Genomic DNA, 26,280 nt, shown 5'->3' with positions numbered 1-26,280 from the left:
AAGAGTAATTAATAGCACAATGGCAGAGCAAGGTCGAGATAATTTTAGAGATACTATTGGCACACTAAACAAAGAAGGTAAGCGTGCATGGGTATTCCCTAAAAAGCCAGATGGCAAATGGTATACATACAGAAAATATGTTAGTTATGTATTATTAGCCTTCTTGTTCTCTGCTCCATTTATTAAAATTAATGGCAATCAATTTTTAATGTTTAATGTATTAGAACGCCGTTTTAATATTTTTGGGTTCCCATTTTGGCCACAAGATTTTCATCTATTTGTAATCATGATGATTATTGGTGTGGTATTCGTTATTCTTTTTACAGTAGCATTTGGCCGTTTATTTTGCGGTTGGGTTTGCCCACAAACTATTTTCATGGAAATGGTTTTTAGACGTATAGAATATTGGATAGATGGAGACAGAGGCAAACAAATCCGACTTCAAAAAATGCCATGGAATGCCGAAAAAATAAAAAAGCGCGTTTTAAAATGGAGTATCTTTTTTATAATTTCATTTTTAATTGCAAATGTATTTTTAGCTTACTTGATTGGTAGCAATCAATTAATGCGATATATCTACGAAGGGCCTTTAAAGCATTTAAGTACCTTAATTTCCTTACTCATTTTTACAGGAGTTTTCTATTTTGTTTTTGCTTGGTTTAGAGAACAAGTATGCATAATTGCCTGCCCGTACGGTAGATTACAAGGTGTACTTTTAGATAATAAATCTATTATCGTTGCTTACGACCATAAACGAGGTGAAAAAGAAACCGGACGTGCTAAATTTAAAAAAAATGAAGATAGACCAGCTTCTGGTAAAGGAGATTGTATAGATTGTTTTCAATGCGTACATGTTTGTCCAACAGGAATAGATATAAGAAATGGTACACAATTAGAATGTGTAAACTGTACAGCTTGTATAGATGCTTGCGATCATATAATGGAAAGTGTAAACTTACCAAAAGGTCTTATTCGCTATGCTAGTGAAGCTAATATTGAAAAAGAAGAGAAATTTAAATTTACTCCTCGTTTAAAAGGTTACACAGCCGTATTAGGAATTTTAATTGCAGTTTTAATAGGCATGCTTTTTTTACGTAATGATGTAGAAGCAAATATTCTAAGACTTCCTGGACAATTATACGAACATAAAGCAGGAAACATGATTAGTAATGTGTACACCTTTAAATTAGTAAATAAAACAGTAGATGATATCGAAAATGTAAGTTTTAAAATATTGTCACATAAAGGAAATATAAAATTAGTAGCTCATGATGGATTTAAAGTTAAAGCAAAAGCTTTTGCTGAAGGTACTCTTTTTGTAGAAGTTAATGCAAGTGCTCTTGAAGGAGATAAAGATAGAATAGAAATAGGTATTTATAGTGGAGACCAATTAATAGAAACCACTACCACAGCATTTTTAGGACCTAGAAGTTATAATTAATTATAAAACCGAAAAATTATGAAATGGAATTGGGGAACAGGAATTGTTATAGGTATAGCTGCTTTTATGAGCTTTATTCTATTTCTAGTTATTAAAATGACCACTAACGAGAAATTTAGTTTCGATTTAGTTACCGAAGAATATTATGCAAAGGAAATGTTATATCAAACAGAAATTGATGCAGAAACAAACACATATAATTTAAAAGAGAAAATTATAAGTAAAAAAACAAATGATGGATGGTTATTAATATTTCCTAAGGAATTAGAACCGTCAAAAATTATAGGTAAAGTGTTCCTATATAGGCCATCTAACGAAAAACTAGATTTTGACCTTGAGTTAAAATTAACGTCTTCTCATTTGCTCATACCTGACAATAAGATGTTAGATGGCCGTTGGAACATTATTATAGATTGGGTTTACCAAGACAAACACTATTTGTATAAAAAAGAAATAACGTATTAAATGTTAATCTCGGCAATATTATTTGGTTTATTAGGAAGCTTCCACTGTGTTGGTATGTGTGGCCCTATTGCTTTTTTATTGCCTTTAGACAGAAAAAATAAAACTAAAAGCATATTACAATTATTAAGCTATCACTTTGGCCGTATACTAACATACAGCGCATTAGGTCTAATTTTTGGAATTGTTGGTAAAAGCCTTAATTTATTTGGGCTACAACAACAGTTATCTATCGCAATAGGATTGTTAATGATTATTGTAATTATAATTCCTACAAAAATTTTTAATCGTTATAATTTTTCTAAACCTATTTATAAACTTGTAAGTAAAGTTAAAAACAAAATGGGAGCTAATTTGAAAAAAAAGAATCCTAGTACTTTTTTTACCATAGGCTATCTTAACGGTTTATTACCATGCGGACTTGTTTATATGGCTATTTTTGGTGCTTTAGCAACAGGTAATGCTCTTCAAGGTAGTTTATATATGGCTTTATTTGGTTTAGGAACTATACCACTTATGACTACTGCTATTTACTTAGGCAATTTTTTAACAGCAACAGTAAAGCAGCGTGTATTAAAATTAATACCTGTTTTTGTAATAATTATTGGCTTATTTTTTATTCTTAGAGGTTTAGGTTTAGGTATCCCATATTTATCTCCGTCTAATATGGTAACTGTAGAACAAGTAACTGCAGAATACAAATGTCACTAAAAAATGTAATAATTTAAACTAAATAATAATGAAAACTTATATAATACCTTTAGTCGATTGGGGAATGGGAGCAACTTTAATTGGTGTATTTGCACTTGTATGTATTGTGTTATCTCTTGTTGTAATAAACATGGTAAAAGGAGACAAAAAAAATAAAGAAACTTCTAAAAAAGATTAATAAAAAAATGGATAGTTTCTACTATCCATTTTTTATTTAAGTATTTATGCTTTAAACAGTCATAGAAAAAACTTGAGTTTCTGGTTTATTTCTTTGTAATCGCCTATCAAAAGGCAAGCACACATTTCTAACAAAAGGTTTTCCTTTTTCTGTTACATAAATACTTTTAGCTTCTATTTTAATAAGCCCGTCTTTTTCTAATTCTTTTAGCTTTATAAGTACATCTGGAAGTTCGTTAAAACATAAAGTAGCATCATTCCAAGAGGTTTCAAATTTACACATGAGATTTAATATGTGCTTTCTAATAATTAAATCTTCTTCATTTAAAATATGTCCTCTAAAAACTGGTATTACACCTTCATTAACAAGTGATTTATAACTTTCAACACCTTTTTCGTTTTGAGCAAAACCATACCAACTATCACTAATTGCAGAAGCGCCTAAACCAATCATAACTTTAGTATTTGTTACTGTATAGCCCATAAAATTTCGATGCAATTTTTTGTTCTTATGTGCTTGGTATAATGAGTCTGTTGATAAAGAAAAATGATCCATGCCTATTTCAAAATAACCTGCTTCAAGTAGCATTTGTTTTCCTTTTTCGTATTGTAATCTTTTTTGTGTTGCAGTAGGTAAGTCTTTTTCATTATAACCTCTTTGTCCATTTCCTTTTATCCATGGTACATGAGCATAACTATAAAAAGCAATACGCTCTGGCATTAATGTTATTGCTTTATTAATGGTATTAATAACATCTTCTATAGTTTGATATGGCAACCCAAAAATAATGTCGTGTCCAATAGATGTAAATCCTTCCGCTCTAGAATATTCTGTTACATTTTTTACGTTTTCAAAAGGTTGGATTCTATGTATTGCTTTTTGTACTTTTAAATTATAATCTTGAACACCATAACTTACTCGTGTAAATTTAAAACTTGCAAACATCTTTAAATGTTCTTTTGTTGTATTATTGGGATGCCCTTCAAAACTTAATTCACAATAATTGCTAAATTTTCCAATTCTACTAATTGCGTTTAATAAAACAGTTATATTTTCTGGTTTAAAAAAAGTTGGAGTTCCTCCTCCAATATGGAGTTCTTTAATGTTTGGTGTTTCTCCAAGAAAGTCTTTATATAGCTTAAATTCTGCAATTAAAGATTCTATATATGGTATTTCTACGTTATGATTTTTTGTTATACGTTTATGGCAACCGCAAAAGGTACACATGCTTTCGCAAAAAGGCAGATGAATGTATAAACTTACTCCATTAGTACTATTAGTTTCATCAAAACTTTTCTTTAAAGAAGCTTTCCAACGTTTTAAAGAAAAAGAATTATTGTCCCAATAAGGAACTGTAGGATAACTAGTATATCTTGGGCCTGCAACATTATATTTTGCTATTAAAGAGCTATTCATTTATTTAAAATTTTTAAACAAATTTATAGAGTAATTAAAGTTTAAAAGATGATTTATGTCATCTCAAAAAAATGGTTGTATTTAAAATTAAATTATAGTTTTATTAAATACCGTAAAGAAACTAACTATGGTTAATATATTTCATTATAAATCTTTAAACCATTATCTTTACAAGGCTAAAAAAAAAGAAAAAATGTCTGATTCAAAAAAACCAGATAACGTTGTTTTTAACCAAGAAACACAACAATATGACGCTGCTTTAAAACCGTATGCTACAAATGTTGGCGCTCCTGCAATACACGTTAAAGAAAATATAACCTGGAAAAATAAAAATGTTATTAAAGCTAATAAACAATTAAAAGCCAGGTATTTAGAAATTAAAGCCGAGTACGATAAAATAATTGAAGAATTAGAATACAATAACCTAGTTTATAATGCCAAATTTAATTTTGAACCAATTCTTGGTGAAACCTATCACCTCTATAAAGACAAAAATGGACAGCCCTTTTTATCTATAATCTCGCCTACAGAATGTAATTTTAATTTTATAGGTAGTTTTTATTTAACATCAGAGCACATGTGGAAAAAAATTGATACTACAACAAATAAATTAAGAGAAGAATAATTAATTTCTAGCTAAAAAAACACATTGCATTACACAATAATAGACGTTGAAACTTCTGGAAGAACCAATCGTATTACCGAAATTTCGGTGTTTAAATACGATGGAAATAAAGTTATAGATGAGTTTACTTCACTTGTAAACCCAAACTGCTATATACCAGAACACATTACTGCTTTAACAGGAATAGATAACGGCACTGTAGCAAATGCTCCAGAATTTCATGAAATAGCACAGCAAGTTTTAGAAATTACTAAAGACACCATTTTTGTTGCCCATAATGTTAATTTCGACTATAACGTAATTAGAAACGAATTTAAATCTATTAATATAGATTTTACAAGAAAAAAATTATGTACTGTAAGACTTAGTCGTAAGCTTTTACCTGGCCATAAAAGCTATAGTTTAGGAAAACTTTCTAAAGATTTAAACATAAATATAAATGGAAGGCACAGAGCGCATGGCGATGCAGAAGCAACAGTTACGTTATTTAAAAAATTACAAGCTCAAGACAATGCAGAGAATGTTTTTAGTAATTTTTTAAATAAAAATAGTAAAGAAGCTACCTTACCTCCTAACTTACCAAAAGAAGTTTTTAATGCATTACCAAATGCTACAGGTATTTATTATTTTAAAAATAAAAAAAACGAAATAATTTACGTTGGTAAAGCTAAAAACATAAAAAAAAGAGTGCTTAGTCATTTTTACAGTAAAGCACAAAAAAGCTTAAATATGGTTCGTGAAACTAGAAACATAGATTTTGAACTCTCTGGTAGTGAACTTATTGCTTTATTAATGGAAGATGCAGCCATAAAACAACATTTCCCACAATATAACAAAGTAGCAAAACGAGCTCCAAAAGGTTTTTCTCTTTTTAGTTATCAAGACAGAAATAATATTATGCATATTGCTATTAATAATAGCAAAGCAACACCAAATCCTATAATTACGTTCTACAGTTTACGCGAAGCAAGATTATTTTTAGAACGTATTTGCGAACAATTTAATCTTTGTCCTAAATTTTGCCATTTACAAGAAGGTGTTAGTGAATGTTCTCACTTTTCTATTAAAAACTGTAAGGGCATTTGTAAAGGCAATGAAGATGTAAACATATATAACGAACGAGTTACTAATGCAATATGTGAAATTGTAAATGATAGTCAAGATAAAATTTTAAAAGAAAAAGGTAGAAATGATAATGAAGAAGCCTTTGTAATTATAAAAAACGGAACATACCTAGGCTACGGTTTTATAGATAAAAACGAACAAATTACACACGAGGATGAACTTGAAAATTATCTAATAAAACAAAAAGATAATAGCGATGTACAAGGTATTTTACGCAGTGTACTTTTAAAATAATTATTAAATAAAATATAAACACAATATTTTCGGCATAATTAGTGTTTACTATTTTTATCTTTGAACTTTAAATAGTCTTTATGAAACAATTATTTTTATTTCTAGCCATTATTTTTTCGTTACACATTAACGCTCAAAATAATGCCTTTCAAGCTAATGAAAAATTAACATTTACTGCAGGTTATAATATGTCTGGTTTAATGACAGATTTTGCTGAAGTAACTATGGAAACTAGCAGTGTAAAAACTAAAAGCTCTACACTTTTACGTTTAAAATGTAAAGCCACTACTTACACAAAATGGGACAATTTTTTTAAAATTAGAGATCTTTACGAGAGTTATGTAAACCCAAAAACATTAACTCCATATTTATTTAAACGCGATATAGATGAAGGCGGGCATTATAAATTTGTAAAATATAATTTTAACCATAAAAATAATACAGTTAAAAGCTTAATTAGGCAAAAAAGTAAAAACTTCGAATCTGGCTTTTGGGATAGAAATAACACTGTAAGAATAAACGGAAATACTAAAGACATAGTAACAACCATTTATCATTTAAGAAGCTTAGACATAAAAAAAGCATCTGTAGGAGACAGTGATACTTTTACCGTTCTGTTTGATAATAAGGAAACTAAATTTAGATTTACATATATTGCAAAAGAAACCATTAATACAGCTTTAGGTAAAAAAGAATGTTATAAATTACGTATAAATCTTACTAATAATGATGCCTTAAAAGGTAATAGTAACTATTTATGGTTAACTGCAGATGAGAATAAAATTCCAGTATATGCTAAATTTAAAGTAGCATTTGGAAATGGAGAATTAAAAATTAAAAACGCAACAGGTTTAAAAAATTAAAACAATGAGATTTTTATTTATCAGTTTAGGTTTAATAAGTGCTATTCTAGCTGTAGTACTAGCGGTTTTACCATTATATAACTTCGCTTTTTTTCCTGCAATTGCAGCTTTAATTTTTGGAATTATAGCATTTTTTAAAGGGAAAAAAGAAAATAAACCCAAACATACAGTTCAATTAATATTTTTACTTACCATTATCTCTTTAGCTTTGGCAAGTTTTAAAAGTATTACCACAACTACCGAAGTTGGCGATACAGAACAGTTAGAACAAAGAGAAGAAAACTCACTTGAAGACTCTATAGAAGAATTAGAGGATATTGATATTTCAGAATAATGTAATTTATTGTAGGAAATTATTTATATTTAGATTTATAAATATTTTTAAAATGAAAGCTTTAATCATCGCTTCTGCTTTTTTAGTTGTTGGCTCTTGTTCAGAAACAAAATATAGCACAAAAATTGAAAATTTAGAACATAATGTAGAAATTATAGACAAGGAACTTGTACTTCAATATTCAAAAACAATAACTCCTCAAGATTTAAAAAGCAGATTAGATATTTTTTGCTCAGAAGAATTTCAAGGCAGAGCTACCGGTAAACAAGGACAAAAAAAAGCATCAAATTATTTAAGAAGTTTTTACAAAGAAAAAAATATTGCACCTAAAGTTAACGACTCTACTTACTACCAAACCATACCCGAAGATTTTTTGCCAAAAGGTATGGGAGCATCAGAAAACATTTTAGCTTATATAAAAGGAAGTCAATATCCAGAAGAAGTATTAATTATTTCTGGTCATTTAGATCACTTAGGTATTAAAAACGATGCTATTTTTTTTGGAGCAGATGATAATGGCTCTGGTACTGTTGCCATTACAGAAATTGCAGAAGCTTTTAAACTTGCAGAACAACAAGGCCACTCTCCTAAAAGAAGTATTTTATTTTTGCATCTTACTGCCGAAGAAATTGGCTTACAAGGCTCTAAATTTTATATAGAAAATCCTGTTTTTAATTTAGATAAAACAATAGCTAATTTAAATATAGACATGATTGGGCGTGTAGATAATAAGCACGAAAACAATACAGATTATATTTATTTAATTGGAGCAGATAGAATAAGTAAAGAATTACATTATATTTCTGCAAAAACAGCACAAACATTCACAAATTTAGAACTAGATTATAAATATAATAGCGAAAATGATAAAAATCGCTATTATTACAGAAGCGACCATTACAATTTTGCTAAAAAAAGCATTCCTGTTATTTTCTATTTTAATGGTGAACATAAAGATTACCATAAACCAACAGATACTCCAGAAAAAATAAATTATCCATTATTGGCAAAACGCGCAAAACTAATTTTTGCAACAGCATGGCAATTGGCCAATAGAAAAGATTTTTTAATTAAAAATGAAGACATCTAAAGTTTTCTAAATAAAATACAACAAATTAAGTTGACAATTATATTTCTCGTATTTTTACTTTATAATTAAATTATAATACTAAAAATGAAAAAAATATTTTACTTCTTTTCTCTTTCTGCTTTAATTGTAGCCTGTTCTACTTCTAAAAGCAATACATCAACTAATAATATTAATAAAGTACCGGCAAACCCAACTACTTATGCAGAAACTATAACTGCAGAAAACTTAAAAAAAGAACTTTATATTTATGCTGGAGACGAGTTTAAAGGTCGTGAAACCGGTGAAGAAGGACAAAAAATGGCAGTGGAGTTTATAAAACAACACTATATAGAAAGTGGTATACCTGCAGCAAAAAGCGATGGAAACTATTTTCAAGATGTACCACTAGAAATAATGTCTGCTCCAGAAGTAATGTTAACTGTTAACAATAAAGCTTATAAAAATTTAGACGATTTTGTTTCAATTTCATCCTCTAAAAACACAAACTTAAGCACTAGCGAATTTGTTTATGCTGGTTTTGGTATAGATGACGATAACTACTCTAACTATAAAAATTTAGATGTTAAAGATAAAGTTGTAGTAATTCGTTCTGGAGAGCCTAAAAATAACGATGGTAGCTATATAATTTCGGGAACAAATGAAAGCTCTAAATGGTCTAATATGCGCCAATCTTTTGCATTAAAAAAGGAAGTTGCCCAAAATAAAGGTGCAAAAGCGTTACTATATTATTACCCAGAAGTCTATGCAATGGCTGTAAATAGATTTGGGCGTTCTAGTGGTAGAATGTCTTTAGCTAATGGAGGTGACGATATGTTATACATGCTAATTAATTTAGACTTGGCTAAAACTTTAGTAAAAGATATTGAAACTAAAGAAGAAGCGTCTACTTTAAAAGCTAATATTAAAATTGATTATAAAAATAATTCTGAAAAAATAAATTCTGAAAATGTTGCAGCAATTATTAAAGGAAGTGAAAAGCCTAATGAGTACATTATTATCTCTGCACATTTAGACCATGAAGGTGTTAAAAATGGTGAAATTTATAATGGTGCAGACGATGATGGTTCAGGAACAGTTGCTGTTATAGAAATAGCAAAAGCATTTGCTAAAGCAAAAAAAGAAGGTAACGGTCCTAAACGCTCTATCGTTTTTTTAAATGTTACTGCAGAAGAAAAAGGCCTACTAGGCTCTAGACATTATACAGATAATGATCCTATTTTTCCGTTAGCAAATACTGTTGCAAATTTAAATATAGATATGATTGGTCGTACAGATCCTAATCGTGAAAAGAAAAACAGAAACTACCTTTACCTTATAGGTAGCGATAGGCTAAGTACAGAGTTACATAATATCTCTGAGGCAGTGAACACGAAATACATGAATATTGATTTAGATTATAAATTTAATGAAGAAAATGATCCTAACCGTTATTACTTTAGAAGCGATCACTATAACTTTGCTAAAAACAATATTCCTGTAATATTTTACTTTAACGGAACTCATGAAGATTACCATAAACCAGGAGACACACCAGATAAAATTCAATACGATTTATTAGAAAACAGAACACGCTTAATTTTTTATACAGCATGGGAATTGGCTAATAGAGAGGCTAGAATTACTGTAGATAAAGCAACAGAATAAAAAACACAAACTTATATATACAAAAAAAGCCTTCAATAAAAATTGAAGGCTTTTTGCTTTTGGGTGGAAGACCGGGTTCGAACCGGCGACTTTCGGTACCACAAACCGACGCTCTAACCAGCTGAGCTACAACCACCATTTGTGCGCATTTTGTAATGCGTGTGCAAATGTAAATTAATTCCTATTTACTACAAAGCCTTTTCATTAAAATTTTATGCATTTTTTTGTTTTTTTTACTTTAAATCAAATAAGCTATTAACTGCTATATAGCGTTCTACAGTGAATCCTTCGGCGTAATCTACTCCTACTAAGCGACCTAGGTCTCTTGCTCTATAATTTACACTATCTATAAAACTTTTACTAGTTATAGGTGTTTCTGGCTCGTTACTTTTACTATTAAAAAATTGCGTTTGATAAGCATCTACAGCTTTTTGTTTTATATTCATATAATTAGAAATATCTACAACAAAATCTGGCTCAATATTTTTCCATTGTATGTAATGGTAAACATGTTTTGGCCTCCATTTTTCTTGATTTATACCATTATGCATAGTTTCAATCTTTAATAATCCACTTAAAAAACATGCGTCACTTACAAGTTTACTTCCTTTTCCGTGGTCTATATGCCTATCATCAATTGCATTACAAAGCACTATTTCTGGCTTATATTTTCTAAGCATTTTAATTATTTCTAATTGGTGCTCTTTATTATTAACAAAAAAACCATCTGCAAAACCTAAATTTTCTCTAACAGATAATCCTAAAATTTTAGAAGCATTTTCAGCCTCTATTTTTCTAGTTTCTGCTGTACCTCTAGTTCCTAATTCGCCTTTTGTTAAATCTATTACTCCTACTTTTTTACCTTCGGCAATAGCTTTTGCAATCGTTCCTCCTGCTCCCAACTCTATATCATCTGGATGTGCACCAAAAGCCAGTATATCTAATTTCATTTTTAATGTATTATTTATTGTTTATCCAATTTTGTTGTTCTTTTTCTGTTAAAAATGTCCAAGCTACTACTCTACTTTTTTTATTGCCTTGGTTCATTTCTATTACTTTTATTGTTGTTGCTCCAAGTTTTGTTAAAGACTTTTTCATTGACTTAATATTGTCTTTATTGGAGACTAAACTTGTATACCAAAAACATTGTGTTTTAAATAAAGAACTTTCATATAAATAAGTATGTAAAAAGGCTTTTTCTCCTCCTTTAAAACATAATTCATGTGCTTGACCTGCAAAGTTTCTTGTTACGGAATCTGTAAGCTTACCTAAACCTTTTAATTTTCTTGTTGTAGCCTCGAAAGCTTCAGCTTCATCTTTATAAAACGGAGGATTACAAATAGATACAGAAAATTTACTATTAGAATTAATTATTCCTTTAAAAACATTATCTGTATTAGGTTGATGCTTTAACTTAATAACTCCTTTAAGCTTATTTTTTATAATTATTTTTTCTGCGGAAGCTATAGACTTTTTATTACAGTCTGTTGCTACAAAACTCCAATTATACTCTGCATTACCAAGTAAAGGATATATACAAGATGCTCCTGTTCCTATATCTAAAACTGTAATATTATTATTGATATTTGATGTGTTAAGTAAACTCGAAATATGATGAATATAATCAATACGACCAGGAATTGGAGGACACAAATTTGTATCCGGAAATTCCCAAAAATCTATATTATAATATGTTTTTATTAGTGCAGTGTTTAAAGCTTTTACCGCCTTAGCATCGGCAAAATCAATAGTTTTTTTTTCGTATTTATTTTCAAAAACATAAGATTCAAGACTAGGAAAACTTTCTATTAGTTTTTTAAAATCGTAATCTTTTTGATGCTTATTTTTTTTATGCAAAATATTATAATTGTTTTAAGGCTTGGTTTATATCATTTTTTAAATCTTTTACAGATTCTATACCTACTGAAAATCTAATTAAACCATCGGTTATGCCTATAGCATCACGTTCTTCTTGACTTAATAATGAATGAGATGTTTGAGCAGGACTTAAAACCGTGCTCTCCACTCCTGCTAAACTCATGGATGCTTTTATTAATTTTAAAGCTTTTTGAAATTTTACAGAATCTAAGTCGTCTTTAAGTTCAAAAGAAAGCATAGCTCCAAAACCATGCATTTGCGATTTTGCTAACTTATGTTCTGGATGTTTTTTTAAACCTGGATAGAAAACATTTTTAACTGCATCGTTTTTTTCTAACCATTTTGCCATTTTATAAGCATTTTTGGTTTGTTTTTCTACACGTAGTCCCATTGTTTTCATGCTACGTTCTAACATCCATACAGTAAAGTCGCTTAAACTACCTCCCAAATTTTTAGAGACATTCCATATTTTATCCATATGTTCTTTAGAACCTGCAACTGCACCTGCACAAATGTCGCTATGTCCTCCAAAATATTTTGTTGCCGAGTGCATTATTAAATCTACTCCAAAATCTCCAGGTGTTTGGTTTATAGAACTTGCAAACGTATTATCTATACTTGTAATTATACCTTCCTTTTTTCCTAAATCTGCAACAGCTTTAATATCTGTAATGGTTAATAAAGGATTAGAAGGAGTTTCAATATGAATTAATTTAGTATTTGGTTTTATAGCTGCTTCAAAATCTGAAACACTATAACCGTTAGTAAATGTAAATTCTATATTTAGTTTTGGAAATTCTTCTCTAATAAAATTACTTGTTCCTCCATAAATTGTATTTTGTACTACAATATGATCTCCTGCTTTTAAAAAAGCTAAAAACATATGACTAATAGCTGCCATACCCGAACCAAATATCATAGCCATTTCTTTACCTTCTAAAGCAGCTATTTTTTTAGATAAATATTCTTGATTTGGTGTATTAAAATAACGCGGATAACGTTTAATATCGACATCTAAAAATTCGTAAGAACTTGATAAATAAATAGGTGATACTGCACCTTTAAATTGTTCGTCTTTAATTTCGCCTACATGCGCGCAAATGGTATTTAAACCTAATTTCTTTTTACTCATAATGTAAAGATAGTAATTGTATAGATTAAGATTAAAAAGTAATCTATAAAGATATTATTATTCTTAAAAAATGTTAAAAACCAATGGTTTAACAAGCCATTAACGCAAAAATTAAATGTCTGGTTGTATTTTAGAAACATGATACACACGGAAAAAAAAGAAAACGCGGCATTTATTAAGGAATCTGTTAACTACTTAGAAAACTTAGGTTTTGAAAATATTAAGGCAGACGTAGAAGGTTACGAGGCTCCAAAATCTTATGTAAAACAAGATGGTGACATAAAAATAACTCCAGATATAACTGCCACTAGGAGAACAAAAAAATATTATTTTGAAATTGGTTTAAAAAGTGATAAACCTCGCTTATTAAAATCGAAATGGCGTTTTCTTGATGTGTTAAGTAGGATGAATGATAATAGATTTAGAATTATTACAACACGTGGCCACTATAAGTTTACTAACGATGTTTTAAACGATTTAAATTTAAACAAAACACTAATTAAAATATGATTACTTTATATTTTGATTAGAAATGAACCAGCGTATGACGTTCCACTACATATGCTGTTTTTTTAGTCCTTTACTTTAGATTTTAATATTTTATTTTGCTCTGCCATAAGCTCGTTTAAATCTGTAAGCAATTGTATATCTTTTGGAGTTTTAACAGTTTTGTCTTTAGGATCTTGAGATTTATTCTTTAACCTATTCATGGCTTTTACAACAACAAATACTGTTATTCCAATAATCATAAAATCTAACAAGGCTTCAAATAACGCACCATATTCTATAGCAACTTCTGCAGTGGTAACTTTCTCTGTTTCGTCTAAAACAGCATTTCTAAGTATTATTTTTTTATCTTGAAATTTAATGCCATCTGTCATTAAAGATAATGGAGGCATAAATACTTTTTTTACCAATACATCAATAACTTTATTAAAGGAAGCTCCTATAATAATACCTATTGCCATATCCATCATATTACCTTTTACGGCAAACTCTTTAAACTCCTTAAAAAATGCTTTCATGTAATAAAACTAATTAATGATTATTTTTTAAATTTTTTATTATAAATTCTTATCATAGCTATAGCCCAACATATTACACAAAATGCTATAAAAATCGAAAAATATAATATAAAGCTATTTGGATCCATTATCTATCAGCTTTAAAAATATCATTAATCCTAAAATTGTAGGTACCCACAATCCCAAAAATATACCGTGAATTTCATTTCCAGTTAAAAACAAATATTCAGCAACTAGAATTATAATTAAGCAAAGTATTAACATTAAAATGTTATGTATACCAATACGCTTAAAATAATTCATTCTTTATTGTTTTAATTAGAAAGTCTAATCTAACAATTAAAATTAGAATTAAAAAATATTATTTTTTATAAAACTTAGCGTACATTCTATATGAAAGAACAGCAAGTATAGTAACACATACAACAGCAACTGCTATATATTTATAACTTAAATCTTGTCCTGATTGGTAAGAATGCAAACCTGATAAATAAAAGTTTACACCAAAATAAGTGAAAATAATAAACGAAAGTGCAACTATAGACATTAAATTAAATAACCATCTGCCACGTAATCCAGGTACTAATCTGGCGTGTATTACAAAAGCATAAATCATTATACTAATAAGTGCCCATGTTTCTTTCGGGTCCCATCCCCAATAACGTCCCCAACTCTCGTTAGCCCACATACCACCAAGGAAGTTTCCAATAGTAAGCATAACTAATCCAACAGTTAAAGACATTTCGTTTATAATAGTAAGCTCTTTAATATTTAAGAGCATTTTTTCTTTATTTTCTTTTGTGGTTAAAATCATGAGTATTAAAACAGTTACTCCCAAGATCATAGATAGTGTAAATGGTCCATAACTAGCTACAATAACTGCCACATGAATCATTAACCAATAACTATCTAAAACTGGTGGTAAATTTGCAATAGCAGGATCCATCCAGCTTAAATGAGCTACCATTAACAACATAGATGTTACAAAAGCTGCTGCTGCGGTTGTTAAGTCTGAACTATGGTTACCGCCCAATAAACTTGAAAATACAGTTTTTAAATTTCTGTTTGAGGTTGCTGAAAGCATTAAACCAAATAACATAGTAGCCCAAGCTACATAAATCATAGATTCGTAACCATCACTCCAAGGTGCGTGACCAGATATATACCATCTTAAAATTAAACCTAGAGTATGTAATAAAAAGGATAATAGTATTAAGGCCTTTAAAGCTACTATTAGTGCTTTAATAGTCTTACTCTTATCTTTAAATATTTGTACAATTAATAATATAAATAACAAGGCTCCAAATAGCATATATGCATAATGAAGATTTTTAAATATATCATATTTATTATACAAAATCTCTGTTTGAATTTTTTCGTCGGTAAGCATAACTTCGCCACCAAGTTTTTGTTGATTTCTTTTAAAAGCTTCTAAAATTTTATCTGCTTCTTTAAAATCTCCAGATTGTTTTGCACTATTTAAACGATATAAATAAAGATTAAAACTTTGATTTATAAAGCTTTGATACATAGTATCTTTTATCTTTTCTTTATAATGTCCTGTTCTATACTCGTTAGCAGAAACCCATTTATTATTCTCATCTTCTGGTATAGGAAATATTTTAAGCGAATTTCCTTGTACTGTATTATGTAATAAATTTACACGCTGATCTGCCTCTATAAATTCCTTTTGGTATCCATTTGGAGCCAGTGCTTTGTAGGCATCATTTAAATATGGTGCTAGTTTGTATTCTCCTCTATTAGTAAAGAAATGACTTAATGTGGCATAACCATCAGATTTATCTACTCCTATAATTTTTCTAAGCGAATCGTCTTTTTTAGATTTTAAATAGATAATTGGAACGTTATACCAAAACTGAGGACTCTCGTGTACAGATAGAAATACTTGATCTGCTGTAAAGCCTTCGTAAGTATCACTCTTACTAAGTTTTCTTAAAAATTCTGAAGCATAAGTATTTACAGGCATCATTCTTCCTCCAACGTCTTGTATAACTAAACGTCCAAACTTATCTGCTTCTTTTTTAGGCACTATATTAGCTCTTAAAATAGAATCTACAGCATTCTTATTTTCTTCGTATGTATAATTATCGTGTTCTACAATAGGCTCTTGTGCTTCTGTTGTGTTTACAGGTTCCTGAGCGTGATTGTGTCCATCTCCTTCAAAATGTTCGTTTTGAGCAAATCCTGTTAAAGTAAAGCATAAAATAAAAATAGAAATAAATTTCTTCTTTTTGTCTTTAACTTTATCTAACGCTCTTTTTAAATCGGCAAAACGTGTGTTTTTATTAAATAGAATAGCCATTAAACCAAAATAAAGTAACATATATCCTAAATAAGTTATCCAGGTTCCCCAACGATCATGGTTTACAGAAAGTCTTGTTAATGTTTCATTATTATCGAAACCTGCTTGAAAAAAACGATATCCTCTATGATCTAAAACGTTATTCATAAAAATTTTATAATCAAAATCACCTTCTTCTTTATCTATAACTGTAATAGCACTAGAGAAAGCAGAATAACTATTCTCTGTTCCTGGATATTTTTCGGCAACAAAGTCGTTTAATTTAATATCGAATGGCAACTCTAAAAGTTTTGCTCCAAATCTAAAATCGATATCTAAACCACCAACATTTACACGCTCCCATTGGTTACTTGTTCCCATACCACCAAGTAATTTTACTTGTTTAGTATCGTTATTTGCTGTAACATTTAAAACAATTCCATCTTCGTCACTTTTTAATAATTGAGATTTTTTTACAATATCAAAATGACCTTTTATAACTGGTTTAGGAAATACCATTTGCATATTACCAATAACGTATCTTGAACGTAACATTAAAGGCTGAATACTGTCTTTTATTAATTTACCTTCGGCCATAGTTGCCATTTGTAAATATTCACCTTCAAAAGGAGAGTCTATAGTTATTCCATTTTCATCATTAATAATATTTATAGCTCCCTTTTTTGGATTATTTAGAGTAAATATAATGTTGTGTATCATCTGGTCTTCACCAGATTTTAAAAAATGATTATGTGGCGCTCCATTTCCTGCTTCTACAATTTTTAAATATTCTTCACCATCTTCACTTGGAATAATATCTTTTTCGGCATTAGCGATAAATTTTTCTAAAGTAACATTAATAGGAATTGTATCGTATGTTGTATTAATAGAAAGTTTATTATTCAATCTTTCTGAAAAATCAACTTCTTTTTCAATTCTAAGACGTTGCGCAACTCCATCAATTTTATAATCACCATTCACCAAACCTAAAACATAAGTTTTTTGAGATAAAAATGTGTTTTCGGTTTCACCTTCTTGAATTGGCATCATACCTTCATACCCAATATATCTTGTAATAAATGCTCCTATAAAAATAAATATAAATGCTAGGTGAAGTATTAATGTGGCCCATTTTTCTTTTTTAAATAATCTAAATCTAAAAATGTTTCCAACAAAATTAATTACAAAAAACACCATAATACCTTCAAACCACCAAGTGTTATATATTAAGGTACGAGAGTAAGGTGTTGGCGAAGTTTCTTGTCCTGCATCCATAAATGTTCCTACAATCATCGCTGCTGCGAAAACAATAAATAATACGGCTGTTAAACGTGTAGAAAAAAGGATTTTTGCTAGTCTATTTTGCATAATAATAAGGCTGTATTTAGCTCGTGCAAAGATAGTCCTTTTTGTTTATTTTATTTAGCAGATATTTGAGTAATTATTGTTAAAATTAATTAACATCTTCTTGCCTTGCTTCAAATATTTTCAAGTATAAAAATGTTCCCATTTTTCTGGCACGTCGTTTTGCATTTTCTGCTACTTCTCCTTTAAATAATTCGTCTATGGTTTGCGACCAATAATTTAGCCAAATACCAAAATGTAATTCTGTTATACTATAATTATTATCTTTATCTACTTTCGCATGGACTTCTAGTGGATTCCCAATGTATTTATGCTCTAGTTTTTTAGAAAAAAATAAACTAGACTCCCAAAAAGTAGTTAAATGGTTTAAATGCTTATTCCAATCTTTTATAGCATTATTAAAAATAGGACCTAAAGTCTTGTCTTTCCTTATTTTTGTATAAAAAGAATCTACTAAAAATGCTACATCTTTACGGCTATCTATATCTTTTTTTTCCATTGTTTACAAAGATAACAGAAACGTCTTTTATTTCATCTTTTGGTTAGCTATTTTAGCAAAATGATTACAGTAGTACTTTTAGGCGCAGGAAATGTAGCCACACATTTATTTAAAGCATTTTTAGCTTCGGAAGAAGTTGAAATAAAGCAATGGTATAATCGTAATTTAAAAACGATTGACAAATACAAAAACAAGGTTAATGTTACAGATAATCTTTCATCATTAGTAGAAGCCGATATTTATATTCTAGCGGTAAGCGATGATGCTATTGAAGATTTATCGAAGCAACTACCTTTTGAAAACAGATTAGTAGTACACACTTCTGGTAGTACAAGTTTATATGCAGTAGATATGAAACAAAAAAGAGGTGTTTTTTATCCATTACAAACGTTTTCAAAAGCCGCAGATTTAAACTTTAACGATGTACCTATTTGTGTTGAAGCTCTAAAAAAAACCGATTTACCAATTCTTAAAAACTTAGCAAAAGCTATAGGTAGTAAAAGCCACAAAGTAAATAGCGACCAACGCCAAGCATTACACTTAGCAGCAGTATTTGTAAATAATTTTACAAATCAACTTTATAGAATTGCGCATGAAATTACAGAACAAAATGGTGCAGAATTTAATATTTTAAAACCTTTAATTAAAGAAACTGCTAATAAAATTGAATCGCTTTCTCCATACATGGCACAAACTGGACCTGCATTAAGAAACGATAAAAAAACCATAAAAAGACATTTAAAACAATTGGAAAGCGACGAGCATAAAGCCGTTTACCACTTACTAACCAAATCTATAAAAAAAACACATGGCATACGATAAAAGCTATAAAGAACACTTAAGTAATATAAATACCTTTATTTTTGATGTAGATGGTGTTTTAACAGACGGGTCTCTTACCATAACCGCAAATGGAGATATGTTAAGGACAATGAATGTTAAAGACGGCTATGCCTTAAAACAAGCTTTAAACAAAGGTTACAACTTATGTATTATTTCTGGAGGAATTAATGAAGGTGTAAAAAAAAGATTGGAAAATTTAGGAATTAAAGATGTGTTTTTAGGAGCTCATAATAAAATTGAGCAGTTTAATATATATATAAAAGACAAAAATATAAAATCAGAAAACGTTTTATATATGGGAGACGATATCCCAGATATTCCTGTATTAGAATTAGTAGGTTTAGCCACCTGCCCACAAGATGCTGTACAAGAAGTTAAACAACTATCAAAATACATATCGCATAAAAAAGGTGGAAAAGGTTGTGTGCGCGATGTTATTGAACAAGTTCTAAAAGTAAATAACGATTGGAATAGTTATTTTGATGCTTCATTATAATTTTAATAAGAATTGCTATTTTAAGTTTATTAATAATAAAACAAATTAAACCTTGAATATTTTAAACCTCATCCGTTGGAAAAACTTATTAATGATTGCTGTTGTGCAACTATTAGTAAAATATGCATTATTTCCAGCTTTTGCAATTGATACTACATTAGGCTCATTAAATTTCTTTTTATTAATCTTATCAACTGTTTGTATTGCAGCTGGTGGTTACATAATTAATGATATTTACGATTTGGAAACCGATGCAGTTAACAAACCAAACAAAGTAATTGTAGGAAAAAAAATAACCGAAAGCACAGCAAATAAGCTTTATGTTATTTTTACTTTTGTTGGTGTTTGCTTAGGTTTTTATTTGTCTCATCAAGTAGCAAGACCTCCGTTTTTTGGTCTATTTGTTATTATAGCAGCAGCACTTTATGTATATGCTTCTTATTTAAAACAAATTGCCGTTGCTGGTAATATTATTGTTTCTTTATTAGTTGCTATAAGTTTACTAATTGTTGGTGTTTTTGAGCTTATTCCTGCAACAACTATTCAAAATGAAAGTATCCAATCTACAATGCTAGAAGTTCTTACAGACTTTGGTGTTTTTGCTTTTTTAATAAACTTTATACGCGAAATTGTAAAAGACATACAAGATGTAGATGGCGACCACAAAGCTGGCATGCAAACGCTACCAATTCTTTTTGGCAAAAGTAGAACTAGCAAAATTACAATGGTTTTAACCCTAATAACAATTGTAATTATTGTATATTATATAACTACATTTTTATATATGCATGTAGAAGCTATCGCTTATTTTTTAATTGCGGTAGTTGGACCGTTAATTTATATAGCAATTAAAATGTTTACTGCAGAAAGTAATGCGCATTTTAAACATATTAGTTTCATACTTAAAATGGTGATGATTTCTGGAATGTTATCGATGCTACTTTACAGATTAATTTTATAAACATGTTAAAAGAAAAACTTAAAAATCGACACATTATTTTAGCCTCTGGTTCGCCTAGACGTCAAGAATTTTTTAAGAATTTAGGTTTGGATTTTGAAATTAGATTAAAGGATACTAAAGAAGAGTATCCTCCAAAATTACTTCATTTTGAAATTAGCGATTATTTAGCTCAATTAAAATCTTTACCATTTCTTGAAGAATTAAACGATAATGATATTTTAGTTACTAGCGATACCATTGTTTGGCATAAAAATGTAGCGTTAGGAAAACCAAGAACTAAAGACGAAGCTTTTGCTATGCTAAAATCTTTAAGCAATAACACTCATGAAGTTATTACCTCTGTATGCGTGCGTACAAAAGTCTTTCAAAAAACAGTAAATGCTGTTACAAAAGTTACATTTAAAGATTTTACTGATGAAGAAATATGGTATTACATAAACACATATTCTCCAATGGATAAAGCTGGTGCTTATGGAATTCAAGAGTGGATTGGACAAATAGGTGTAGTAACTATTGAAGGCTCATATTTTAATGTTATGGGCTTACCCACTCACCTATTATACGAAACGTTAAATATTATTGCAGACGATTTTTAGTGTTGTAATTTTGTAAGAAAATATTATGAAAACAAAAAGTACAATATATTTAAGCATAATTATTGGCTTACTTTTTTCTTTATTGTCTTGTACTAATAAAGAAGAAAAAACCACTACAACTTTAAAAGAAAATAACAACAATAATATTACAGCTGAAGCTTTTAAACCAAATAAAAACTTTACAAACTATTGGTATAATGGAGAAGCAGAAATTACATCTTACAAGCTACTACAATCACGTTACGGCGAAATTAGAGAAGGAACATCTGTTTTAATATATGTAACAGAACCTTTTTTAGAAAATAAACAAGTAAAAGCAGACAATAACAACCCTACTAATATTAATGTTTTAAAATTAAATAGGACTAAGAATTTTACAACGGGTATCTATCCGTACTCTATAATGCAAAGTACGTTTTATCCTGTTGCAAACAATAAACATGCTATAAAAGTAAGCTGCTCTATACAAGAATGGTGCGGACATGTTTATACACAATTAAACAACCGCGAACTTTTTGAAATAAACTCACATTCTTATTTTGAAAATCAAGCAGATAATAATTTTAAAATAGAAAAAAACATTTTAGAAAACGAAATATGGACGCAATTACGTATCAATCCTAATAGTCTTCCAACTGGAGAAATTAACATAATTCCTTCTTTAGAGTTTGTACGTTTAAACCATAGTCCACTTAAAGCATACCAAGCTTCTGCTAAATTAGAAAATGGAAAATACACATTAAATTACACCAACTTAAATAGAAAACTAACAATCAATTTTAATCCAGAATTTCCTTTTGAAATAACTAATTGGGAAGAAATTAATAATGATAATGTAACAAAAGCAACAAAATTAAAAACAATTAAATCTGCTTATTGGAACAAAAAAAGTATTAAAGACGAAGTGTTGCGAGAAACACTTTTGTTACAGTAAAACATTATTATAATTACTACAAAAATTAACTATATGTTTTTGCAAAAAATTGAAGTAGAACTTATAAACACAGCAATTGTATTAGCTGTATTTCTATTTATTAGAATAGTTGGTAAAATGACTATAAGTAAAATAGGAAAAAAAAGTGGTGTAAACGACGCTCGTATTAATCTTATTTCAAGATATTATACAGTAACATTATTAATTATTTTTCTATTTGTTGAAACCTATATTTTTGGAGCCGAATTAAAAGATATCTCTTTAGTTTTCTCTTCAGTTTTTGCTGTAATTGGCATTGGTTTATTTGCAATTTGGTCTATTTTAAGCAACGTTACTTCTGGAATTATTATGTTTTTCTCGTTTCCATATAAAGTTGGCGATAAAATAAAAATTCATGATAAAGACTATCCTATAGAAGCTGTAATTGAAGATATTCGTGCGTTTCAATTACATCTTAGAGTAGAAAACGGAGACTTAGTAACATATCCTAATAATTTAATTCTTCAAAAAGCTGTAACTTTAGTCGAGAAAGATGCCATTGAAGATTTTGGCGATTTCCACTAACAACATTAATATGGCTAAAAGAAAACAAAAAAAACGAACTCAAAACTATAAAAAACAAGTTGGACAAGTTCCTGGAACATTAGTTTATACAGGAACAAAAGAAACCTCACAGTTATTTATAGAATCGTTTGATTATAATTCAGATTTTTTTGTTGAAAAAGAACTAAAAACGGTAGAAGAAGCATTCGAGTTTAAACACTCTAACACCGTAACTTGGATAAACTTAAATGGCTTAAACCAAATTGATGAAATCGAAAAACTTGGAACGCATTATAATTTACATCCTCTTGTTTTAGAAGATATTGTTAGTACCAATCAACGTCCAAAAATAGATGAATATGAAGACTACATCTTTTTGGTTTTAAAAATGATGTATTACGATGCCGATGAAAAAATAGTGTCTGAACAAGTTAGTTTTATTTTAGGCAAAAACTATGTACTTTCATTACAAGAAGCAGAAGGAGATGTTTTTGATGCGCTTCGTGAGCGTATTCGTCAAGCCAAAGGTAGAATTCGTAATCTAGGTTCAGATTATTTAATGTACGCCTTAATAGATTCTGTAGTAGACCATTACTATGCTATTATAGAAACTATGGGTAACAAAATTGAAGATTTAGAAGACAACCTTTTCGAAGGTCTAACTAAAGACGAAATTAGTACAGAAATTCAAAGTCTTAAGCGAGAAGTGTTAAAAGTACGACGTGCAATCTTTCCTCTTCGTGAAATTATAAGCAGAATAGACAAAAGCGATAGTAAACTTATAGATCAAAAAACATTACATTATTTCGCCGATGTTTACGATCATATTATACAAGTATCCGATACGATTGATATTTATCGCGAAATGATTTGGGGACTTATGGACATGTACATGACAACAATTAGCAATCGCATGAACGAGGTCATGAAAGTACTAACTATTATTGCTACTATTTTTATTCCACTAACTTTTATTGCTGGTATTTATGGAATGAATTTTGACCACATTCCAGAGCTGCATTACAAATACAGTTACTATATTCTTTGGGTGGTAATGATTGTTATATTCTTAGGAATGCTATATTATTTTAAAAGAAAGAAATGGTTGTAAATATTTAATCTAAAAAAAAAAGCTTCAGCAATAACTGAAACTTTTCTTTATTTATATCTATTTCTATTTATTTTAATTCCCTTCTACCCTAGTAATTTTAGCACCAATTCTTTGTAAACGTTCTACAATATGTTGGTAACCACGATCAATCTGCTCTATATTATGTATTGTAGATGTTCCTTTTGCAGACAGTGCAGCAATTAATAATGAAATTCCAGCTCTAATATCTGGAGAGACCATTGTTGTTGCTTTTAATTGCGATTTAAAATCATGACCCATTACTGTTGCTCTATGTGGATCGCAAAGAATAATTTTTGCTCCCATATCTATAAGTTTATCTGTAAAGAATAAACGACTTTCAAACATTTTTTGATGTATTAAAACTTCACCTTTTGCTTGTGTAGCCACAACTAAAATAATACTTAATAAATCTGGAGTAAAACCAGGCCAAGGCGCATCGGCTACTGTTAATATAGAACCATCTATATAGTTTTGTATTTCATAACCATCTTTATGAGCAGGAATGTAAATATCGTCTCCTTGTTTTTCAAGCGTAATACCTAATTTAGCAAATACACTAGGTATTTGTCCTAAATCGTCCCAACTTACATTTTTAATGGTTAATTCGCTTTTTGTCATAGCAGCTAAACCAATCCAACTTCCTATTTCAATCATATCTGGAAGCATAGTGTGTTCTGTACCTCCTAAAGCATCAACACCTTCAATAGTTAATAAATTAGAGCCTACACCTGAGATTTTTGCTCCCATTCGATTAAGCATCTTACATAACTGTTGTAAGTAAGGTTCGCATGCTGCATTATATATTGTTGTAACACCTTCTGCTAATACAGCTGCCATTACAATATTTGCTGTTCCAGTTACAGAAGCTTCATCTAAAAGCATATCTGTACCAACTAATTTATCAGCTTCAACACCATAAAAATAGTCTTCTCTATTATATCTAAATTTAGCACCTAAATTTATAAAACCTTCAAAATGCGTATCTAAACGACGACGACCAATTTTATCGCCTCCAGGCTTTGGTATGTAACCTTTGCCAAAACGTGCTAATAATGGACCAACCATCATAATAGAACCACGTAAACCACTACCTTCTTTTTTAAAATCGGCAGTTTGCATATAATCTAAATCTAAAGCATCAGCTTGAAAAGTATAGGAACCTTCTCCTAACTTACTAACCTTTACTCCTAAATTTTTAAGTAATGCTATTAGTTTATTTATATCAATAATATCTGGAATATTATTAATTGTTACTACCTCTGGAGTTAGTAATACTGCACATAATATTTGTAATGCTTCGTTTTTTGCGCCTTGTGGTTGTATATCACCTTTAAGTTGGTGTCCGCCTTCTATTATAAATGTACCCATTCGTTATATTAATATCTCTTTTTACCTCTATTAGAATTGTTTTTCTTTGACCCTTTTTTGTTGTTAGAGTATTTCTTTTTAGAATTAGATTTCATTAAGCTAGAAGCGTCAATTAAATCTTCATCAGATCCTTTTAAATTAATTTTACCATCAGACAATTCATATAAATGGTTAAAAATTACATCATCCTCAACAGTATCTTTATTCCAGTTTAAAAAACACTTTTTCATGTGATTGGCAATAGTATAAGTTAAAGCTTCCTTTAACTCATTGTCTTCCCAAGAAACCGCAACATCAATCATCGTTTTAATATTGTTTCCGTAAAAACGATACTTAGGAAAGTTTTGAGGGTATTTTAAAGCCTCTGGTCTTTCTTCTAAAACTTCTTTTGAAGGTTTTGGGTAAGGAGAATCTGCATCTAATTCAAAATTAGACATGATAAATAGTTGATCCCAAAGTTTATGCTGAAAATCTGAAACATCACGTAAATGTGGTTGTAAATTTCCCATTACAGAAATAATGGCTTTAGCAACTTTATTACGTTCTTCCTTTGTTTCTCTTGTTTTGGCGAAGTTCACCATCTTTTGAACGTGTCTTCCATATTCTGGAATAATTAAATGTTCACGCTCTGTGTTGTATTCTATATCGTCTATCAAAATTAAAATTGTGTAGAATTAATGTATTGCATTGAAGTATTTAATGCTTTCGCAAAATACAAATTCTTATGTTATAACGCAATAATTATAGAGAAATTACACCTTCTATTTTTTCTGCTACTTCTAGGTATTTTTCAATAACAGCATCTGGGTTTTTCATTCTTACGTTTATAGAAACACTAGTATATTTACCGTTACTAGACTCTTTAGTATTAATTACTGCGCCTAAATGGTTAAAAATAGCTTCAACTTGCTCAATCTTATTTTTATTAGATTTTACAATAAATTTGTATAAATACTCCGATGGCCAAAGTGTTGTATCTTGTAATTGCTCCTTTAATTTTGCGTAAAAAGCTTCTTGATTTTGTTTGTTGCTCATAAATCTTATAATAGTTAGCAAAGATAAGTTATCCTTGTATTTTTTTTA

At 29.3% G+C, this 26,280-nt stretch carries 28 protein-coding genes and 1 tRNA gene; 18 read left to right on the top strand and 11 right to left on the bottom strand.

The annotated features are described in order from the left end of the window. Positions 1-19 precede the first annotated feature (19 nt). Genes ccoG through CLV86_RS14170 form a run of 4 tightly spaced genes read left to right on the top strand, consistent with a single transcriptional unit; the run spans position 20 to position 2,792 of the window. Positions 20-1,441, top strand: a complete 1,422-nt coding sequence (gene ccoG / locus CLV86_RS00235; RefSeq protein ID WP_121048239.1) for a cytochrome c oxidase accessory protein CcoG — start codon at positions 20-22, stop codon at positions 1,439-1,441. Positions 1,442-1,459: 18 nt separating this feature from the next. Continuing rightward, entirely contained in the window at positions 1,460-1,906 is a 447-nt protein-coding gene (locus tag CLV86_RS00230) for a FixH family protein (protein WP_121048236.1), read from the top strand. Next, a complete protein-coding gene (locus CLV86_RS00225) occupies positions 1,907-2,614 on the top strand; it encodes a sulfite exporter TauE/SafE family protein (protein WP_121048234.1) in 708 nt (235 codons plus the stop codon). 28 nt (positions 2,615-2,642) lie between these two features. Then, positions 2,643-2,792, top strand: coding sequence for a hypothetical protein (locus CLV86_RS14170; RefSeq protein WP_170148495.1), 150 nt, complete (start codon positions 2,643-2,645; stop codon positions 2,790-2,792). Between the two features lie 51 nt (positions 2,793-2,843). Here CLV86_RS14170 and hemN read toward each other — a convergent pair whose 3' ends face one another. Next, positions 2,844-4,208, bottom strand: coding sequence for an oxygen-independent coproporphyrinogen III oxidase (gene hemN / locus CLV86_RS00220; protein ID WP_121048231.1), 1,365 nt, complete (start codon positions 4,206-4,208; stop codon positions 2,844-2,846). A 193-nt stretch (positions 4,209-4,401) separates the two neighbouring features. On the opposite strand from hemN, the gene CLV86_RS00215 reads away from it, so the two are divergent. From CLV86_RS00215 to CLV86_RS00190, 6 genes are all read left to right on the top strand, one after another. Then, positions 4,402-4,833, top strand: coding sequence for a DUF2452 domain-containing protein (locus CLV86_RS00215; protein ID WP_076733418.1), 432 nt, complete (start codon positions 4,402-4,404; stop codon positions 4,831-4,833). Between the two features lie 24 nt (positions 4,834-4,857). Continuing rightward, on the top strand, positions 4,858-6,192 hold the full coding sequence (locus CLV86_RS00210; RefSeq protein WP_121048228.1) for an exonuclease domain-containing protein: 1,335 nt from the start codon (positions 4,858-4,860) through the stop codon (positions 6,190-6,192). 80 nt (positions 6,193-6,272) lie between these two features. Next, the gene (locus tag CLV86_RS00205; RefSeq protein WP_121048225.1) at positions 6,273-7,055 is read left to right on the top strand and encodes a DUF3108 domain-containing protein; all 783 of its coding nucleotides are present in this window, start codon (positions 6,273-6,275) and stop codon (positions 7,053-7,055) included. A gap of 4 nt (positions 7,056-7,059) precedes the next feature. Then, on the top strand, positions 7,060-7,389 hold the full coding sequence (locus CLV86_RS00200) for an FUSC family protein (protein ID WP_121048222.1): 330 nt from the start codon (positions 7,060-7,062) through the stop codon (positions 7,387-7,389). Positions 7,390-7,441: 52 nt separating this feature from the next. After that, the gene (locus CLV86_RS00195) at positions 7,442-8,479 is read left to right on the top strand and encodes a M28 family metallopeptidase (RefSeq protein ID WP_121048219.1); all 1,038 of its coding nucleotides are present in this window, start codon (positions 7,442-7,444) and stop codon (positions 8,477-8,479) included. A gap of 84 nt (positions 8,480-8,563) precedes the next feature. Further along, a complete protein-coding gene (locus tag CLV86_RS00190; RefSeq protein ID WP_121048216.1) occupies positions 8,564-10,123 on the top strand; it encodes a M28 family peptidase in 1,560 nt (519 codons plus the stop codon). A gap of 61 nt (positions 10,124-10,184) precedes the next feature. On the opposite strand, the gene CLV86_RS00185 is transcribed toward CLV86_RS00190, so the two are convergent. The 4 genes from CLV86_RS00185 to CLV86_RS00170 form a co-directional block, all read right to left on the bottom strand. Beyond that, a tRNA-His gene (locus tag CLV86_RS00185) sits at positions 10,185-10,260 on the bottom strand. A 96-nt stretch (positions 10,261-10,356) separates the two neighbouring features. After that, positions 10,357-11,073: a bacillithiol biosynthesis deacetylase BshB1 gene (gene bshB1, locus CLV86_RS00180; protein WP_121048213.1), complete on the bottom strand. Its 717-nt coding sequence runs from the start codon at positions 11,071-11,073 to the stop codon at positions 10,357-10,359. A 10-nt stretch (positions 11,074-11,083) separates the two neighbouring features. Continuing rightward, entirely contained in the window at positions 11,084-11,980 is an 897-nt protein-coding gene (gene rlmF / locus CLV86_RS00175; protein WP_121048210.1) for a 23S rRNA (adenine(1618)-N(6))-methyltransferase RlmF, read from the bottom strand. Positions 11,981-11,984: 4 nt separating this feature from the next. Next, a complete protein-coding gene (locus CLV86_RS00170) occupies positions 11,985-13,133 on the bottom strand; it encodes a trans-sulfuration enzyme family protein (protein WP_121048207.1) in 1,149 nt (382 codons plus the stop codon). Positions 13,134-13,271: 138 nt separating this feature from the next. On the opposite strand from CLV86_RS00170, the gene CLV86_RS00165 reads away from it, so the two are divergent. After that, the gene (locus tag CLV86_RS00165) at positions 13,272-13,643 is read left to right on the top strand and encodes a hypothetical protein (RefSeq protein WP_076733427.1); all 372 of its coding nucleotides are present in this window, start codon (positions 13,272-13,274) and stop codon (positions 13,641-13,643) included. Between the two features lie 62 nt (positions 13,644-13,705). On the opposite strand, the gene mscL is transcribed toward CLV86_RS00165, so the two are convergent. The 3 genes from mscL to CLV86_RS00145 all read right to left on the bottom strand — a co-directional run bounded on the left by mscL (position 13,706) and on the right by CLV86_RS00145 (position 18,324). Continuing rightward, positions 13,706-14,158, bottom strand: a complete 453-nt coding sequence (mscL, locus tag CLV86_RS00160) for a large conductance mechanosensitive channel protein MscL (protein WP_076733428.1) — start codon at positions 14,156-14,158, stop codon at positions 13,706-13,708. Positions 14,159-14,519: 361 nt separating this feature from the next. Beyond that, complete coding sequence (locus CLV86_RS00150) at positions 14,520-17,828, bottom strand: cytochrome c biogenesis protein (protein WP_121048201.1); 3,309 nt, start codon at positions 17,826-17,828, stop codon at positions 14,520-14,522. 85 nt (positions 17,829-17,913) lie between these two features. Beyond that, complete coding sequence (locus tag CLV86_RS00145) at positions 17,914-18,324, bottom strand: group III truncated hemoglobin (RefSeq protein ID WP_121048198.1); 411 nt, start codon at positions 18,322-18,324, stop codon at positions 17,914-17,916. A gap of 60 nt (positions 18,325-18,384) precedes the next feature. On the opposite strand from CLV86_RS00145, the gene CLV86_RS00140 reads away from it, so the two are divergent. The 7 genes from CLV86_RS00140 to corA are packed head-to-tail and all read left to right on the top strand — an operon-like array spanning position 18,385 to position 23,808. Beyond that, complete coding sequence (locus CLV86_RS00140) at positions 18,385-19,146, top strand: Rossmann-like and DUF2520 domain-containing protein (protein ID WP_121048196.1); 762 nt, start codon at positions 18,385-18,387, stop codon at positions 19,144-19,146. Next, positions 19,133-19,663 carry a KdsC family phosphatase gene (locus CLV86_RS00135; RefSeq protein WP_121048193.1) on the top strand — a complete coding sequence of 177 codons (531 nt, stop codon included), beginning with the start codon at positions 19,133-19,135 and terminating at the stop codon, positions 19,661-19,663. Before CLV86_RS00140 ends, CLV86_RS00135 begins: the two co-directional genes overlap by 14 nt. A gap of 52 nt (positions 19,664-19,715) precedes the next feature. After that, entirely contained in the window at positions 19,716-20,624 is a 909-nt protein-coding gene (locus tag CLV86_RS00130; RefSeq protein ID WP_121048190.1) for a geranylgeranylglycerol-phosphate geranylgeranyltransferase, read from the top strand. A 2-nt stretch (positions 20,625-20,626) separates the two neighbouring features. After that, complete coding sequence (locus CLV86_RS00125) at positions 20,627-21,220, top strand: Maf family nucleotide pyrophosphatase (protein WP_121048187.1); 594 nt, start codon at positions 20,627-20,629, stop codon at positions 21,218-21,220. Positions 21,221-21,245: 25 nt separating this feature from the next. After that, on the top strand, positions 21,246-22,154 hold the full coding sequence (locus CLV86_RS00120; RefSeq protein WP_121048185.1) for a septum formation inhibitor Maf: 909 nt from the start codon (positions 21,246-21,248) through the stop codon (positions 22,152-22,154). A gap of 33 nt (positions 22,155-22,187) precedes the next feature. Continuing rightward, positions 22,188-22,718, top strand: coding sequence for a mechanosensitive ion channel domain-containing protein (locus CLV86_RS00115; protein WP_076733437.1), 531 nt, complete (start codon positions 22,188-22,190; stop codon positions 22,716-22,718). A gap of 10 nt (positions 22,719-22,728) precedes the next feature. Continuing rightward, a complete protein-coding gene (corA, locus tag CLV86_RS00110; RefSeq protein WP_121048183.1) occupies positions 22,729-23,808 on the top strand; it encodes a magnesium/cobalt transporter CorA in 1,080 nt (359 codons plus the stop codon). A gap of 72 nt (positions 23,809-23,880) precedes the next feature. On the opposite strand, the gene murA is transcribed toward corA, so the two are convergent. The 3 genes from murA to CLV86_RS00095 form a co-directional block, all read right to left on the bottom strand. Next, positions 23,881-25,197: a UDP-N-acetylglucosamine 1-carboxyvinyltransferase gene (murA, locus tag CLV86_RS00105; RefSeq protein WP_121048181.1), complete on the bottom strand. Its 1,317-nt coding sequence runs from the start codon at positions 25,195-25,197 to the stop codon at positions 23,881-23,883. 8 nt (positions 25,198-25,205) lie between these two features. Next, positions 25,206-25,853, bottom strand: a complete 648-nt coding sequence (locus CLV86_RS00100; RefSeq protein ID WP_076733441.1) for a DUF4290 domain-containing protein — start codon at positions 25,851-25,853, stop codon at positions 25,206-25,208. A gap of 85 nt (positions 25,854-25,938) precedes the next feature. Further along, the gene (locus CLV86_RS00095; protein ID WP_076733442.1) at positions 25,939-26,232 is read right to left on the bottom strand and encodes a DUF493 family protein; all 294 of its coding nucleotides are present in this window, start codon (positions 26,230-26,232) and stop codon (positions 25,939-25,941) included. Positions 26,233-26,280: the final 48 nt, after the last annotated feature.

Source organism: Lacinutrix venerupis, from assembly GCF_003663945.1.
GTDB lineage: Bacteria > Bacteroidota > Bacteroidia > Flavobacteriales > Flavobacteriaceae > Lacinutrix > Lacinutrix venerupis.
This window is presented reverse-complemented; position numbering and strand designations above follow the sequence as displayed.